The sequence below is a fragment of the Variovorax sp. AC103 genome (assembly GCF_979254005.1).
This window is the reverse complement of the sequence record NZ_CEEDFC010000012.1, coordinates 63,529-77,672: the sequence shown is the minus strand read 5'-3', so window position 1 is coordinate 77,672 and position 14,144 is coordinate 63,529. Positions and strand designations below refer to the sequence as shown.

At 62.3% G+C, this 14,144-nt stretch carries 11 protein-coding genes and 4 pseudogenes; 7 read left to right on the top strand and 8 right to left on the bottom strand.

Features of this window, described 5'->3' with window-relative positions:
• Positions 1-280: 280 nt before the first annotated feature.
• Together AC0IYU_RS18510 and istA are read right to left on the bottom strand one after the other, a co-directional pair.
• Complete coding sequence (locus AC0IYU_RS18510; RefSeq protein WP_472119857.1) at positions 281-1,564, bottom strand: NRAMP family divalent metal transporter; 1,284 nt, start codon at positions 1,562-1,564, stop codon at positions 281-283.
• A 423-nt stretch (positions 1,565-1,987) separates the two neighbouring features.
• A pseudogene (istA, locus tag AC0IYU_RS18505) lies at positions 1,988-3,181 on the bottom strand (IS21 family transposase); the annotation flags it as partial.
• A gap of 533 nt (positions 3,182-3,714) precedes the next feature.
• On the opposite strand from istA, the gene AC0IYU_RS18500 reads away from it, so the two are divergent.
• The 3 genes from AC0IYU_RS18500 (at position 3,715) to AC0IYU_RS18490 (ending at position 6,631) form a co-directional block, all read left to right on the top strand.
• Positions 3,715-4,149: a hypothetical protein gene (locus tag AC0IYU_RS18500; protein WP_472119854.1), complete on the top strand. Its 435-nt coding sequence runs from the start codon at positions 3,715-3,717 to the stop codon at positions 4,147-4,149.
• 269 nt (positions 4,150-4,418) lie between these two features.
• The gene (locus tag AC0IYU_RS18495) at positions 4,419-5,252 is read left to right on the top strand and encodes a DUF6502 family protein (RefSeq protein ID WP_472119851.1); all 834 of its coding nucleotides are present in this window, start codon (positions 4,419-4,421) and stop codon (positions 5,250-5,252) included.
• Between the two features lie 53 nt (positions 5,253-5,305).
• Positions 5,306-6,631, top strand: a complete 1,326-nt coding sequence (locus tag AC0IYU_RS18490; RefSeq protein ID WP_472119848.1) for a DUF5666 domain-containing protein — start codon at positions 5,306-5,308, stop codon at positions 6,629-6,631.
• 288 nt (positions 6,632-6,919) lie between these two features.
• Here the strand turns inward: AC0IYU_RS18490 and AC0IYU_RS18485 are convergent.
• A pseudogene (locus tag AC0IYU_RS18485) lies at positions 6,920-7,120 on the bottom strand (transposase domain-containing protein); the annotation flags it as partial.
• The gene (locus tag AC0IYU_RS18480; RefSeq protein ID WP_472119846.1) at positions 7,051-7,434 is read right to left on the bottom strand and encodes a hypothetical protein; all 384 of its coding nucleotides are present in this window, start codon (positions 7,432-7,434) and stop codon (positions 7,051-7,053) included. The gene AC0IYU_RS18480 and the pseudogene AC0IYU_RS18485, both read right to left, overlap by 70 nt.
• On the opposite strand from AC0IYU_RS18480, the gene AC0IYU_RS18475 reads away from it, so the two are divergent.
• Positions 7,433-7,636, top strand: a complete 204-nt coding sequence (locus AC0IYU_RS18475; RefSeq protein WP_472119844.1) for a hypothetical protein — start codon at positions 7,433-7,435, stop codon at positions 7,634-7,636. The two genes, AC0IYU_RS18480 and AC0IYU_RS18475, sit on opposite strands and share 2 nt — an antisense overlap.
• Positions 7,623-9,692, top strand: coding sequence for a recombinase family protein (locus AC0IYU_RS18470; protein ID WP_472119841.1), 2,070 nt, complete (start codon positions 7,623-7,625; stop codon positions 9,690-9,692). Before AC0IYU_RS18475 ends, AC0IYU_RS18470 begins: the two co-directional genes overlap by 14 nt.
• Before the next feature lie 158 nt (positions 9,693-9,850).
• Here AC0IYU_RS18470 and AC0IYU_RS18465 read toward each other — a convergent pair.
• Positions 9,851-10,246, bottom strand: a pseudogene (locus AC0IYU_RS18465) (DDE-type integrase/transposase/recombinase); the annotation flags it as partial.
• A gap of 168 nt (positions 10,247-10,414) precedes the next feature.
• A complete protein-coding gene (locus tag AC0IYU_RS18460; protein WP_472119838.1) occupies positions 10,415-10,627 on the bottom strand; it encodes a helix-turn-helix domain-containing protein in 213 nt (70 codons plus the stop codon).
• Between the two features lie 267 nt (positions 10,628-10,894).
• Here AC0IYU_RS18460 and AC0IYU_RS18455 point away from each other — a divergent pair, with 267 nt between their 5' ends.
• Together AC0IYU_RS18455 and AC0IYU_RS18450 are read left to right on the top strand one after the other, a co-directional pair.
• Positions 10,895-11,443, top strand: a complete 549-nt coding sequence (locus AC0IYU_RS18455; RefSeq protein ID WP_472120125.1) for a helix-turn-helix domain-containing protein — start codon at positions 10,895-10,897, stop codon at positions 11,441-11,443.
• 95 nt (positions 11,444-11,538) lie between these two features.
• Positions 11,539-11,643 (top strand): annotated as a pseudogene (locus AC0IYU_RS18450) (transposase domain-containing protein); the annotation flags it as partial.
• 22 nt (positions 11,644-11,665) lie between these two features.
• Here AC0IYU_RS18450 and AC0IYU_RS18445 read toward each other — a convergent pair.
• Positions 11,666-12,826 carry an IS30 family transposase gene (locus tag AC0IYU_RS18445; RefSeq protein WP_472119835.1) on the bottom strand — a complete coding sequence of 387 codons (1,161 nt, stop codon included), beginning with the start codon at positions 12,824-12,826 and terminating at the stop codon, positions 11,666-11,668.
• A gap of 89 nt (positions 12,827-12,915) precedes the next feature.
• Positions 12,916-14,097 carry a serine hydrolase domain-containing protein gene (locus AC0IYU_RS18440; protein WP_472119832.1) on the bottom strand — a complete coding sequence of 394 codons (1,182 nt, stop codon included), beginning with the start codon at positions 14,095-14,097 and terminating at the stop codon, positions 12,916-12,918.
• Between the last annotated feature and the right edge of the window lie 47 nt (positions 14,098-14,144).

The following is a 14,144-nucleotide window of genomic DNA, read 5'->3' as shown; positions in this document are numbered from 1 at the left end:
GGCGCGACCAAATCGTCGTCACTTAGCCGTTCGCTGGATTGGCGCCGCATTGCTGGCCTTCTTCGTCGCGGGATCGCTGGGCAACTCGACCGGCGTGCGGCCATCCGGGTTCGCCCCTTTGGTAGGCGGAGGTGTCTTGTCAGGGCTGCCAGGTGAATGAACGCTTCGACGCGGTGTCATGGCTGTTCTCCGATTGGACAAGAGCACAACAATGGCCACTTTTGACCGGCGGGGTGTAGGCAAGCGCCTCTTCTTCCCCGATGAATGCCACGGACGAGCCTCACATCCAGGTGGTCCCGAGCATTGCCAGTGCTGCGACGCCCATCACGCCCGTGGCGGCCCAGCCTACGATCTTCCACCTGGAGGGGATGACCAGATCGCCCATTACCTTGGAGCTAGAGCCGGCGAGCATCACTCCGGCCATGATCGGCACCGAACTCACCGCGTTGATCACCGCCGCGTACACCAGTGCCGTCATTGGGTTGACGCCCGATACGCCGATAGCCAGCCCCAGCAGCATGGCCGCGGCGAGTATTGCGTAGAAGGCCGGCGCGCCGGCAGCCGGCCGGTCCAGCCCCTTACGCACGCCGAGCACGCTGGCCACTGCGTACGCGGCCGAGCCGGCCAGCACCGGCAGAGCAAGCATCCCCGTGCCCACGATGCCCAAGCCGAACAGCACGAAGGCGGCATTGCCGGCGATAGGTTTGAGCGCCTCGGCCGCCTGCGAGGTCGTCTCGATCTGGGTCTGTCCATGGGCATGCAGCGTGGCGGCCGTGGCGAGGATCATGAAGAACGCGACGGCGTTTGAGAACCCCATGCCGACCCAGGTGTCAGTCTTCAGCCGCCCCAATTGCGCGGGCGCTTGATGGGGCGCCCGTTTGAGCGCTCGGTCTTCCGGAACGCGGCGAATCTCCTCGACTTCCTGGGAGGCCTGCCAGAAGAAGAGGTAGGGGCTGATCGTGGTGCCCAGGATCGCAACCACGGTGGTCACGAATTCTTTGTTCCATTGAAAGCGCGGCCACAGCGCACCCTTAAGCGCTTCAATCCAATCGACGTGCGCCGCGAACGCGACGGCTACGTACGCCAAAAGGGACAGGGTCAGCCACTTGAGAACGCGCACATAGCGCTCATAGGGCAGCCAGATCTGCAGCCCGAGTGACAGCAGCCCGAAGAAGACTGCATAGGCGGCCTTCGGTCCACCGATCACCAGCGCCGCCACATCGCCCATTGCATTCAGGTCGGCGCCCAAGTTGATCACGTTGGCGATGACGAGCGAAGCGATCAGCAGCCACACGACTGGCGCCGGCCACAGCCGCGAGAACGCCTCAGTGAGCCCGCGTCCGCTGACCCGGCCGATGCGCGCGCTGGCGAGTTGAATTCCAACCATCAATGGGTAGGTCAGCAGCAGTGTCCATCCGACGCTGTAGCCAAACTGGGCGCCCGCCTGCGAGTAAGTTGCGATGCCGCTCGGGTCGTCATCAGCTGCACCCGTGATGAGGCCGGGGCCAAGCTTGGCGAACCAGCGCTTCTTTGTGCTTCGTGCGAGGTCTGGACGATGGGGCATGTGGTGCTCCGTCTTCGGGTTGTTGGTATGCGAACCTGGGGCAACTCTCTCGCATGCCTTCCTAGCGGTCATCCGCCAACGTCGCGGCTGAAAGTAGGCGTACGGCCTGCTTTTTCTCGTCCGCGTTGCGAGGCGCGAGGGTCTCCAGGTCCCCACTCCCGTTATCGCCTGCCTGCATCCCAAGGACGCTGAACCATGACAGCCCTTGCCCACGAGTCTTCCAAGAACGTCAGCGTCGAGACGGTGCCCGACCCGGCGCTTCAGCAGAATGAGGCCGCGCTGCTGCGCATTGACCGCCACCGTCATTTCGCGGCACCGCGCTGCACCTCTTCCGCGGCAAGATACTCGAGATGGAAGCCGGCCATCTCCTGGGCCACAAGTTCAGGGATATCGTGGAGCAACCCAACTCGTCGAGCACGACCAGAAGGGCGCACCGTTCCTCAATGCACCAGGCTTGCGCTGGATGAGCGGAATGTAGTGCTGCCAGTCGTAGCGGGTGCCGCCAGAGGCGCTCAGGCGCTCGTGGCGCGCCACTGCCGCGTCTTCTGCGACCACCACGACGCTGCCCGGGTACAGCCGCGTGCTGACCATCTGCCCGGCCAGCTCGCAGGGCACCGAGTAGCGATTGCGTGCCACCGACACCAGGCACGTGCTCGACACCCGCGCTGGCTTCTCTACGTAGCCATCGAAGGGCTCAGGCATGGGCATCAGGTGGGGACGCTCGTGCTCGAGCATCTCGGCCACGCTGAACTGGCTGTGCTCGGGGTGGCGGACTTCGGTCCACAGCGCCCGGCAGCGCTCCGCCAGCCAGGCATTCAGTTCGACGAAGGAGCCGAAGCGGCGCCGGCCTGCCTCGATCCAGATGCGCCAACGGCTGTCCTGCACGTTCTTCTCCACACGCCCCTTCTCCCAGCCCGAGGCCACGTTGCAGAAGTCAGGGTCGTACAGGTAGTGCGCGCACATCACCGCGAAGCGGGCATTGACGGTGCGGCCCTTGCCCTTATGCACCTTGTCCACTGCGGTGCGCATGTTGTCGTAGATCCCGCGGCGCGCCACACCGCCCAGCGCTGCGAATGACCTCGTGTGAGCATCGAACAGCATCTCGTGCCCTTGGCTCGGGTATGCCACCAGCCAGAACGCACGGCTCGCGCACAGCTTCAGGTGCGACACCTGCATACGGTAGTAGATGCCGCCGACGACCAGGCCTTCTTCGCTCCAATCGAACTGGAAGGCCTCGCCGAGCTCGAAGGTCAGTGGAACGAACGCGGTGACGTTGACTGCCTGTCCCTCGCCCTGGCGCCACGCTCGAACGAAGTCAGTGACGGCCGAGTAACCGCCGTCGTAGCCCGCCGCCTTGATCTCGGTGTGCAGCGCACGTGCCGTGCGCCTCTCGTGCTTGGCCCGTCGCGCATCGGCCGTCAATGCCTGCTTCAGCGTTGCCTCGAACGCACTGAGCTTGTTCGGGCGCGCTTCGCGCCGGTACTTCGGTGCCTCGGCAACCGGTGCCCGCAGCCACTTCGACACCGTGTTGCGCGACAGCCCCGTCATGCGTGCTATCTCGCGCTCCGACAGCTTGTCCCTCACGTGCAGCCGTCGGATCCTGCCAATCATGTCCATGGTGATCACTCCTCGAACCCCGCTGCTTAAATAAACAGCAGGGTAGGTTGAACACCTGGCTCACTTTTACTTCGGCACTACCCGCAAAACTGGCTCAGTTTCCGGTCGGCGCCAACACGTCCCACAAACAGCTTAAACGCATTGGCCCGTTGCGGCTGTGGTCGCATTCCGCACGGGCCGATCCGTGTCTGGCCGCAGCGCCGATTCGGGCGACCTTTTCGCGTCGCGGACATGATCTAAGGAAGTCATTCTCGTGCGAGACCAATGTTGATAGTCGCGAGATCTCCCCATCAGGCAAGCATCAGAGGCGATCGACGGGAAATCGAAAGTTCATCGCCTCGAGTGAGCAGTTGCTGCGGAGTGTGCTGAAGCCACTGACCGAGCCACTCCTCTGTCGACGCGACACATGAAAAATGTGTGTTTTCGTACTAAATGTGATAAATTCACATTTGTCCCGAATCGATCGGCCCCTGCGACAGCCGCGATGCACGCGCCTTGTCCGACCGAGGCCTCACTTCAGCAAGGAGAAAGAAATGTTCGAGCGTCTCAAGGATCTTTTGGGCTTTCCGAATACCCAGAATGTGCTGGACTCGGTCAGCATCAGGGAGTCGAACCAGATTGCCCGACTCATCGCCGATGCTGTTCAGGATCAACTTATGCTGGCAAACCGCCCAACGCCAGCGGACTGGTCTAGGAGCGCACGGGCTACCGTGCTGGGCTACGTTGCCGCGGCGGGCACGGCTTTGACGGCCGGGCGCGGAGGATCGCGGGCGCTGTTGATTTCAGTGGTGAGTAGCAAGTACCTGCTGCGAGATACCTTCGATGTGGGCCGCACGCTTGAGGAACTCGAACATCTAGCGTCTTCACGGAACACCGATTACTTGGCAGGGGCTAAGGCGGGGTATAGAGACGCCCGACGGTTGCGTGAGCGGCGTCCAATGCGGGGGCTGATTCCCATATTGCACTGAGGCGCTAGCTGGCGTCGTTGTAAACGTTATCACGAGTTGGTGCTCGGCCTAAAGGGCAGCCACGCCTACTACACCATTGAGCTATAGGTAAGAGCACAGTTCTGAATTCGATCAAGCCAGGGCAGGGCACCACACCAGAGGTTCTTAGGCGACACCTGGCAATGGAGCAGCCGCACGGAGCCTATGGCCCGCAGCTAAAATACAGAATGTGAATGATTCACAGGGTCAGTTTGTAGAAAATCTCGCATTGGAGCAGCGTCCCCGAACTCATGGAACAAAGGCTGGATTGGGCCCTTGCCGCCTGCGCGCGCATCCTTCGCCCGGTGGTCAGGCTTGCTCTCTCGATGGGGGTCAAGCACCCGCACTTGGAAGAACTGTTGCGCGACTTGCTTCTAGAGGAAGCGCATCGTTCATGGCGTCGCCAGGGCGTGCCTAAACCAAATTTGAGCCAACTTTCCGTGACGACTGGGCTGAATCGCAAGGCCGTCACCGCGCGCGTCAGGGCCACGGTTGATCCTTTGCCTCACACCGAGCTGTCAGCGGCAGCGAAAACATTCACACTCTGGTTGCAGATGGTCGCGCAGGATCCCGCCTTGCAGCAGCTGCCTGTCACGACTGGGAATGAGATGCCGTCTTTCGAGGCCGTGGCCCGCATGAGTACTCGTGGCAATGTTCATCACCGCACCATCCTCGATGAACTGATCCGCCTGCAGATGGTGAAAGAAGTCGACGGCGTTGTAGAGCTCACCGCCGATGGCTTCGTGCCAGTGGAAGACCTGCAGTCCATGCTCGCCTTCCTCGGTGACAACGGCCGTGACCACTTGCTGGCGGCGGTGGCCAACACCTTGGACGCCTCCCCACGCATGCTGGAGCGCGCGGTCTACGCGCGCGGATTGACACTCCAGGAGTGCGAGCAGATCCACCAATTGGTGCGCACGCGCTGGTCCGCATTGCACCACGAGTTGGCTCAGGAGATGACGCAGGCGGTGGCGCGCGCGCCTCAGGGCACGACCGGTCGCATTCGGGTCGGCATCTACACCTATTACGAGGATGAAGGTACACCCACGCCAACGCCTCACCCTCGAAGCGAGCCCAAACAGTGAGCACGTTGACACTATTCCCTAGGCTCATGTGCGGCCTGCTTTCCAGCAGTGCCATGGCGCTGCTCCTGTCATGCGGTGGCAGTGGTGGTGGCGACGGCCGTGGCCCGGTCGGCGGCTTCGGGTTCGGCGCGGACACTAGCGTCACCACAGCGCCCGCAGGCGTGAGCGACTCCCCAACAGGAAACGGCAGCAGCGCTGGCCCGAGCGGTACGGATGCCGGAACGGGCACAGGATCTGCAGGCACCGGCGACGCCACGAGCACGGCTGGCAACGGCAGCACCGACGGCTCTGGGGTGGGCTCCGGAGGCACAGGGGTTACTGCGGACGCTGCCGGTATCGGTTCGGCAGACGGGTTGGGGAGCGTCATCCTCAATGGAACGCGCTACAACACGGAAGCTGCCACCTTCACGCTCGAAGACACATCAGAGCTACAGATCGGCATGAGCGCGCGTATCGCAGGGAAGCTGGACACCAACTTCACCACCGGCGTTGCCACGCAGGTGCAATCGGCTGCGGAACTGCGCGGGCCCGCGTCTGGCGTTGACGTAGCCGCTGGGACCTTCGTCGTGATGGGCACCACGGTCAGTGTCGATGCAGCGACCGTGTGGGGTAACGCAAATGGACTGGCCGATGTGGCTGGCAGCAGCGTCGTTCAAGTGTGGGGACTGCCCGGTGACCCGGGGAGCTTGCGCGCCACCCGAGTGCAAATTGCGCCGACCCTGCTCGATCCCTTGGTCACTGGCACAGTGCAAAACCTCGATACGGTCCGCAAGACGTTTGCTCTCGGCTTGCTAACGATTGACTACAACGCGGCCGCGTTCAACGGCATCAATTCGTCGGCGCTTGCCAACGGCATCATCGTGCGCGCACGAGCTTTCGCGGCGCCGACAGGCGGCGTTCTGGCCGCCACGAGAGTGCAAGGGTGGTATGCCATACCTTTAAATGACGGAGTTGCGGTTCAACTCGCGGGTGTCATCACCAGTTTCGTGTCACGAGGCGCCTTCAAGGTGCTGGGAACTGCTGTCGACGGCACGACTGCCCAAATCAACGGCGGTCCTGCGGGCTCTCTTGGCAATGGGGTGAAGGTCGAGATCGACGGGTTCATGTCTGGCGGTGTACTGGTGGTGCAGAAGCTTCGAATCCGCAATGTTCCGGGTACGGGGGGGCCGGCGTCGTTCACATTGATCGGCGCCATCGGCGCCTATCAGTCCCCCGCAAGCTTCAGGGTCCGAGGTCAACCTGTCGACGCCAGCGGCTCGGGCACCTCATTCATCAATGGCACAGTGGCGGATCTAGGCAACGGGCGACGCGTAACGATCGTGGGGGACCGTGTGGTCAATGGCGTGCTGATCGCGAAAAGCGTCGTGTTCACGCCTTGAGCGTGTAGGACTACGCGTCGTCGCTTCCTGCGCAGGATGGTGAGCAGAGTTCAACTGCACCAAGCATATCTGGCGCAGCGATTGATTCACATCCGCGAAGATCCGGCGCCGGACGATGGGACGGTCATGCGCGCCGATCGTACGCACACGGCGAAGTCGTCTTGAACCGGAAGGCCTCACGCCCAAGAGACAACCTTCCCAAGCAACGATTTGGCGCTTGCTAGGTAAGCACACGGCGAACACATCTTGACGAGGGCCGCGCATTTGGCGGCGAGCGCGAGCAGGTGGTCAGCTGTGCTGCCAGCGATGCGGCAGCAGCTCGTCGATGCGGCTATGCGGCTGCGTCGGCAGGCGTAAGAACACGTCCTTCAGATAGGCATACGGATCGTGCCCATTGAGCTTGGCCGACTGGATCAAGCTCATGACGGCTGCGGCGCGTTGCCCGGCACGCAGGCTCCCAGCGAACAGCCAGTTGCCTCTGCCCACTGCAATCGCCGGGTCATTCTGCCCATGTCGGGCAAGAAGTTGAAGTCTTCTATCGCTGGCATCCCCTCTACGGGCGTCGCGTCAGGCGGCAATACAGCGAGCAGCGCGCCAACGGCGAGGTCGTTCACGTAGAAGTCGGTCCTGGGATCGTCATCGTCGTTGCCGCGTGGATGCTCAACCCCACGGTCTGCGCACCCATGGAACTCGGTCCGCCGCGTGTCGCGCTGGATGCGCTTAACGAGTTGCACGTGCTCCTCTTGCAGCAAGGACTTCGGCGAAGCTGCGCGGGTGTTCATCACACCCACGAGGAGCGCCATGACCCAGGTTTCCAGACTGCGCCGAACCTTGACGACATCGGCACCGCCACAGTCGCATCGTCAATTGAGCATCGCGTTCGAGTCCCCTGTCCTCCAGGGCATGACTCCGAGCGAACGATTGAACGTGATCGCGCAGATGGCGGTCGTGCTGCTGCAGGCCGCCGGCGTTCAACCAAGGGAGGCTGACGATGAGCAACTCTGACCTATTGCCAGCCGCCGTGCTTCGCCGCAAGGCCGTCGTCTACGTGCGCCAATCCACGCAGACACAGGTCCAGACCAACCTGGAGAGTAAACGCCGCCAGTACGACCTTGTGGCGGAGGCCCGGCGAAGGGGATTCGCCCAGGTGGAAGTCATCGACGACGACCTGGGCCGATCCGCCAGCGGCATGGTGGCGCGGCCGGGCTTCGATCGCCTCGTGGCATGGCTTTGCGCCGGCGAAGTCGGCGCCGTGCTGTGCTTCGATGCTTCACGACTTGCTCGCAACGGGCGCGACTGGCACCACCTGCTGGAGCTCTGTGGCTTGGTCGAAGCTCGTGTCATCGACCTCGACGGCGTTTACGACCCATGTCGCCCCAACGACCGACTGCTCCTGGGCATGAAGGGCAGCATCAGCGAGTTCGAACTTGGTCTGCTGCGGGCGAGGATGTTCGAAGCCGCACGTGCCAAGGCCCATCGCGGCGAGCTGCGGATCAGCGTGCCGATCGGCTATGTTTGGCATCGGGAGATCGGACTCGGCTTTGATCCGGACCTCCGCCTGCAGGAGACGATCCGGTTGATCTTCGAGCGGTTCCGCAAGCTCGGCAGCGCGCGCCAGGTGATGCTGTCGCTCGCGACCGAGGAGATCCATTTCCCGCGCCCCTCAGACGGCAAGAAGATGGTGAGCTTCGACTGGACACCGATCCGCTACCGTAACGTGATCTCGGTGCTCAAGAATCCGTTCTACGCCGGGGTCTACGTGTACGGTAAGACTGAGAAGCGCACGGCACTGGTGGACGGTCGGCTGCGCAAGACCTATAAGCATGGCAAGCCGGTCGATCAGTGGGATGTGATGCTCAAGGACCATCATGAGGCCTACATCGACTGGGCCGAGTTCGAGCGCAATCAGAAGCAGCTTGCCTTCAATGCCTACGGTAAAGTTGATGGCGCGAAGTCAGGGCGTGGCGGTCGGGCCTTGCTCGCCGGAATGCTGTCCTGTGGACGTTGCGGTCGACGTCTTGTGGTCGCCTACGTAGGGCGCGGGGTGCCGCAGGCTGTGTACCGATGCGACCGTCCCAACCTGCAGTTGGCGCAGCCGCGATGTTTCACATTTGGCGGCCGTCGGCCCGACGAAGCGGTCGCCCGAGAACTGTTGCGTGCGGTCGAGCCTCTGGCCATCGAAGCTGCGTTGCACGCCGAACGGAGGCACATGGAAGTCCAGGCTGATCAGCGACGCATTTCGGAACTCGAGCTGCAGCAGGCGCGCTACGACGCCACGCTCGCAGAGCGCCGTTATGCAGCCTGCGATCCGGTCAACCGCTTGATCGCCGCGCAACTCGAGAAGTCATGGGAGACCGCGTTGCAACGCGTGCTCGCCTGTGAGCAGCGCTTGAACGCAGTCGAACAGAAGCAGGCGACGGCGAAGCCCGACTTGTCCGGCTTGGCAGAGGATCTTGCCGGTGCGTGGAATGCGCCGGGTGTGACGATGCGCTCGCGACAGCAGCTGCTGCGTTCCCTCGTCAAGGACATCGTTGCCGATGTCGACGACGCGGCCCGCGAAGTTGTGCTGACGATCCACTGGCGCGGCGGACAGCATTCGCAGGTGAAGGTCATCAAGCCGCGCTCCGGTGAGCATGGCTGCCGCACTCCAGAGGAGGCATTGGCCGTGATGCGCAGCATGGCGACCAGGTGGTCCGACGAACATATCGCCGCGACACTCAACCGCATGGGCCTACCCACCGGTCAGGGCAAGACTTGGACTGCGCACCGCGTCAGTTCCGTGCGAATGGTCAACGACATCCGTGCGTACCGGTCAGCGCACAAGGAAGGCGAGTGGTTGACCATGTCAGAGGCGGCCGCCAAGCTCGGCGTCAGCAACCACCGAATCCGGCGCCTCATCAAGGAAGGATTGCTGCCCGCGGAGCAGGTCGTTGCGCGCGCGCCGTATCAGATTCGCGCGAGTGATCTGCTGGATCAACGGGTGATCGACGCCGTCGCCCGAACAGATCGCCCGTGTCAGGTTTTTTCCGAGAACCAGATCTCAATGTTTTCAAGCACTTAACGAAGTGGGGCACTATGAACAAGCCATTGCAGACGGTAGAACGTCCATCCTCACCCAACAAAGCCCAGCCCGGTCTCACCGCCGCGCTGGGCTTTGTGCCGTCTGGCTTTGCTGGGCGCGCTTCCTATCCTTCATCCAGGTGCATCGCCCCGGATTCCCTAGACACTTTTGAGCCGTTGGGAATGGCGTCGTTCGAACTCTACCGGGGAAGTATCTCCGGCAGTGCCGTGGCGCCGCTTGGGGTTGTAGAACATCTCGATGTAGTTGAGGACATCGGCCTTGGCGACATCGCGTGTCATATAGATCTGGCGGCGGACGCGTTCGCGCTTGAGCAACTGGAAGAAGCTCTCGGCCACGGCGTTGTCGTGGCAGTTGCCGCGACGGCTCATGCTGGACACGAGGTTGTGATCACGCAGGACGTCTTGCCAGTCATGCCCAGTGAACTGACTGCCCTGATCCGAATGCACAGTGACTGGCTGCTTGGGCCGACGACGTCACGAGGCCATCACCAGCGCATCGAGCACCAGGCCGGTATCGATGCGGCTAGCCCAGCTGACGGATAGTGGGTCTGACGCGTTTGCCAAGCTCGATGTAGAGCTCAACGGCTCGAATCCGATCTTCGTAGGAATACATGACCTACCTTCTGGTAGTCCAAGTTTTCGTCCGCACCCCCCGCGAGGCAGGATATCCATAAAAATCAACTGGCTGCTAGCCCGTGGGCACTATAGTCCCTTAAATAATTCGCCAACTGGGAGCCCAAGCGCTCCGGCAAGGGTTTCTATTGCCGCCAGCGAAGGGTTGCGAACCCCCCGTTCCATTCCGCTCACGTATGTACGGTCAAAACCACATGCGGCCGCGAACTCTTCTTGCGAGAGCTCTCGCTCTTTTCGCAACTCCCTTAGACGTTCGCCAAACCGAATTGATAGTGACTTCACCCTCCTATTGGCGCGGTTTGTGGACTAATCGACCACGGACTTATCGTCACATGTTATCCTGTAGCCTAATCGTCACTTAAAACGGGTTGTGGTGAGTGAAAGGCCTTTACTTATTGGGCTCGAAGGTTGCAACGAGAGCTGTGAATGACTCAAGGTCGCATCGCATCGCCTTTTCCTACAGCTCGGCCGTTTAGGTTGCCTATATCTGTTGCGAAGGAGCATCCCAAGCAGCCGAAGCCTGTTCCGCGGAGCACGTCCGCGGCTCGCATCGGCGCGCAGGTAAGGGCGCTGCGAATGGCCGCGGGGACCTCTGGCGGGGGCTTGGCGTCGGTTGCCGGGGTCTCCCGCTCGATGCTCTCGCGCATCGAGCGCGGTCTAGTTTCCCCTTCGGTCGAAACGCTGGATCGCATCGCGCAGGGGCTGCACGTGCCTGTGTCGCGCTTCTTCGGTGACCAGGCGCGTCGTACGGACTTCTGTCATGTGCCGGCGGGTCGAGGGCTCGTGGTCGACCGGATCGGTGCGGTGGCGGATTACCGCTACGAGCTGCTGGGTCACTCGCTGTCGGGGAACCTGTTCGTCGAGCCCTACCTGGTCACCCTACTGCCCGATGCGCAGCCCTATGTGACGTTCCAGCACCCGGGCCTGAAGTTTCTACACTTCCTGTCCGGAGAGGTCACCTACCGATACGGCGGCAAAACTGTCACGGTGGGGGCAGGGGATTCGCTGATCTTCGATGCGACGGCCTTGCATGGCATCGAGGCCATCCACACGCGCCCGGTGTCATACCTTTCGGTGGTGTTCACGCTTCGGGATTGAAGCGTCGCTGACTCCATTCCTGAGACTCCCGAAACCGTCTTGATCGCCCGGCGCTGGCGCGCATGGCCTCTCAGCCTTTGCGCGCCTGCGATTACGGTCAAGATCCGCACGCGTACCTTAACGACGTGCTGACCAGACTGCCCACGCATCTGAACAGCCGCATCGACGAACTGCTTCCGCACAATTGGCAGCGCAGATGAAAGGCAGCTTAGGGCGGCGGATTCAACCGGTCGATGCAACACATTCGCTGAACATTTCAGCAGGTGTATGGAAGCCGAGCGTCTTTCGCGGCCTCTCGTTCAATTGTCTCGCGATCGCGTTGAGTTGAAGCTGTGAGAACCCTGAGATGTCCATGCCCTTCGGCATGTACTGCCTGAGCAACCCGTTGGTGTTCTCGTTGCTGCCGCGCTGCCAGGGGCTCTGGGGATCACAGAAGTAGACCTGGATGTCGGTGGCCATCGTGAATCGCTTGTGACCATGCATCTCCGTGCCTCGATCCCAGGTCAATGACTTGTAGAGCTCCTGCGGCAACTTGCGCGCGTTCTTTATCAGCGCGTTGACCACCGATTGCGAGTCCTTGCCTTCGAGCTTCACCAACATCACATATCGCGTTTGCCGCTCCACCAACGTGGCGATCTGGCTGTTCCCGCTGCCGAACACCAAGTCACCTTCCCAATGACCAGGCACCGCCCGGTCCTCGACAGATGCGGGGCGCTCGCTGATCGACACGGCATCGGCAATCTGCCCATGGATCGCAGTCTTCTGCGTATAGGAACGAGAGCGTCGCATGCCGCGCGTGCGTCTGAGGTGCTCCAGCAGCTCCTTCTTCAATGCACCACGCGCTTGAATGAAAAGACTGCGGTAGATGGTCTCGTGTGACACATGAAGGCTCGGGTCGTTCGGATAAGTATGCTTGAGCCAGCCGGCGATCTGCTCCGGCGACCACAGCACTCGAAGCAGGTCCGCCACGACGCCAGCCAGCGCCCGGTTCTTGACCAGCTTGCATCGCTTCGGCCGCAGGGCACGGTTCCAGGCAGCTTCGTCGGCAACGCTCGCCCGATACCCGTCTTTCCCTGTGTTGCGCCCGATCTCGCGGCTTATGGTCGACGGTGCCCTGCCAAGTCGGGCGGCCACTGAACGCATCGATTCACCAACCATCAGAGCGCGGGAGATCTCTTCTCTCTCTGCCAAAGTCAGCGCATTGGCACTGCGTCGTCGTTCCGGAGGTCGAATGCCACCGGTCTTGGACAAGATGTTCTGGATGGAAGTGTGAGGTCGGTCAAAAAGTTGGCCGATCTGGTGAAGGGTCCAACCTTCCCTCCACCGCTCCCACATCAATGCCTTCTGGGCACTCGTGTAGTAGGTCCGTGTCCGGTACTTCATCTGCAACACTCCTTCTGCCTACGCAGTTATAAGTGTGTTGCATCGACCGGTTGAATCCGCCGTCGCCTTTCGTCGTACGCGCAGCGAACTCATTGCTCTCCCACCCGGCAGGGTGCTGCGGCCAACATTCGCGCTGCGCGCAGAAACGCCACCGGGCCGACCCAGCTGACGTTCCAGTTGCCCGCGACGGGCACTTGGCGCTTGTGCGCGATCACCATCTGCCGCTTCGGCACCACGAGAATGTACTGGCCATGCACGCCCCAGGCCATGTACGCGCCGCTCAGCGGCGAGTCCTGCGGCTCGTCGAGCAGCCACCACAAGTAGCCGTATCCGAAGCCGCGCCGCGCCGTGTGCGGCGGATGCATCTGTGCAGCGGGCGTGGTCTGCCGCGTCATTTGGGCGACCCACTCGGCCGGCACGAGCTGCTGGCCTTGCCAATTGCCCTGGCGCAGCATCAGGTAACCCAGTCGCGCCATGTCGCGCGTGGACAGGTAGAAGGGGTAGGCCAGGTGCTCGGAGCGCCGCGCGTCGCCGCTGCGTGCGTGGCGGGCCAAGTCGAAATCCTCGAGCTGCAGAGGTGTGGCCAGATCTTCCGCGAAAGCATGGTAGATGCTCCTGCCGGTCAGGCGTTCGAACGCGGTCCCCGCGGCGTTGAAGTCCCAGTTGTTGTAGAGGAAATAGCTGCCGGGCACGTGCGACCCTCGTGGCGGCGCGGCCGCCGCGTCGTCTCCGCCGTTGGCGGCGGCGTGATAGACGCCCGAACGCGCGGTGAGCAGGTCGCGCAGCCTGGCCTGCCGCTCGATGGGCAGCAAGCCGCCCACGTCGTCGATGCTCAAGTCGGCCAGCGTGCGGTCGAGGTCGATGGTGCCGTCGGCTACGTACTTGCCGTACATCATCGAGAGCACGCTCTTGCGCACAGAGAACACGATGCTGACGGTCTGGACCGGCCCTTCACTGAACAGCACGCGGCCATCCTGCACCGCCATGAGAGCGGTCGTGTCCAGCGTGCTCAGGTAGATGCGGGTGGCGTCAAGTTCGCGGCGGCAGATGCTGCCTGGTTCAGACTCAGGTGCCGTCGCCCAGGATGCGCCCGGGAAGACCACCGGCGCAGCAGGCGTTGCAGTGGTGCATCCACCGGCGAGCAACAGCGCGGAGACATACGCGAAGCACAGCAGCCATTCCTGCTTGGGGCGTCCTCGCTTTGGGCATTGCTTTTCGATGAGCTGGCGTGAATTTCCGGCGAGAGCGTGTTCGGGAATCAGATGAGGCATGGAACCGCAATTCTCGCGAATCAGAGGGGCACATTGCTTCGGTGGCC

Coding starts and splice junctions, on each gene's coding strand:
- AC0IYU_RS18510 (WP_472119857.1), bottom strand. CDS start 1,564: ATGCCCCATCGTCCAGACCTCGCACGAAGCACAAAGAAGCGCTGGTTC.
- AC0IYU_RS18470 (WP_472119841.1), top strand. CDS start 7,623: ATGAGCAACTCTGACCTATTGCCAGCCGCCGTGCTTCGCCGCAAGGCC.
- AC0IYU_RS18495 (WP_472119851.1), top strand. CDS start 4,419: ATGGAACAAAGGCTGGATTGGGCCCTTGCCGCCTGCGCGCGCATCCTT.
- AC0IYU_RS18500 (WP_472119854.1), top strand. CDS start 3,715: ATGTTCGAGCGTCTCAAGGATCTTTTGGGCTTTCCGAATACCCAGAAT.
- AC0IYU_RS18445 (WP_472119835.1), bottom strand. CDS start 12,826: ATGAAGTACCGGACACGGACCTACTACACGAGTGCCCAGAAGGCATTG.
- AC0IYU_RS18490 (WP_472119848.1), top strand. CDS start 5,306: ATGGCGCTGCTCCTGTCATGCGGTGGCAGTGGTGGTGGCGACGGCCGT.
- AC0IYU_RS18480 (WP_472119846.1), bottom strand. CDS start 7,434: ATGGCGCTCCTCGTGGGTGTGATGAACACCCGCGCAGCTTCGCCGAAG.
- AC0IYU_RS18440 (WP_472119832.1), bottom strand. CDS start 14,097: ATGCCTCATCTGATTCCCGAACACGCTCTCGCCGGAAATTCACGCCAG.
- AC0IYU_RS18475 (WP_472119844.1), top strand. CDS start 7,433: ATGACCCAGGTTTCCAGACTGCGCCGAACCTTGACGACATCGGCACCG.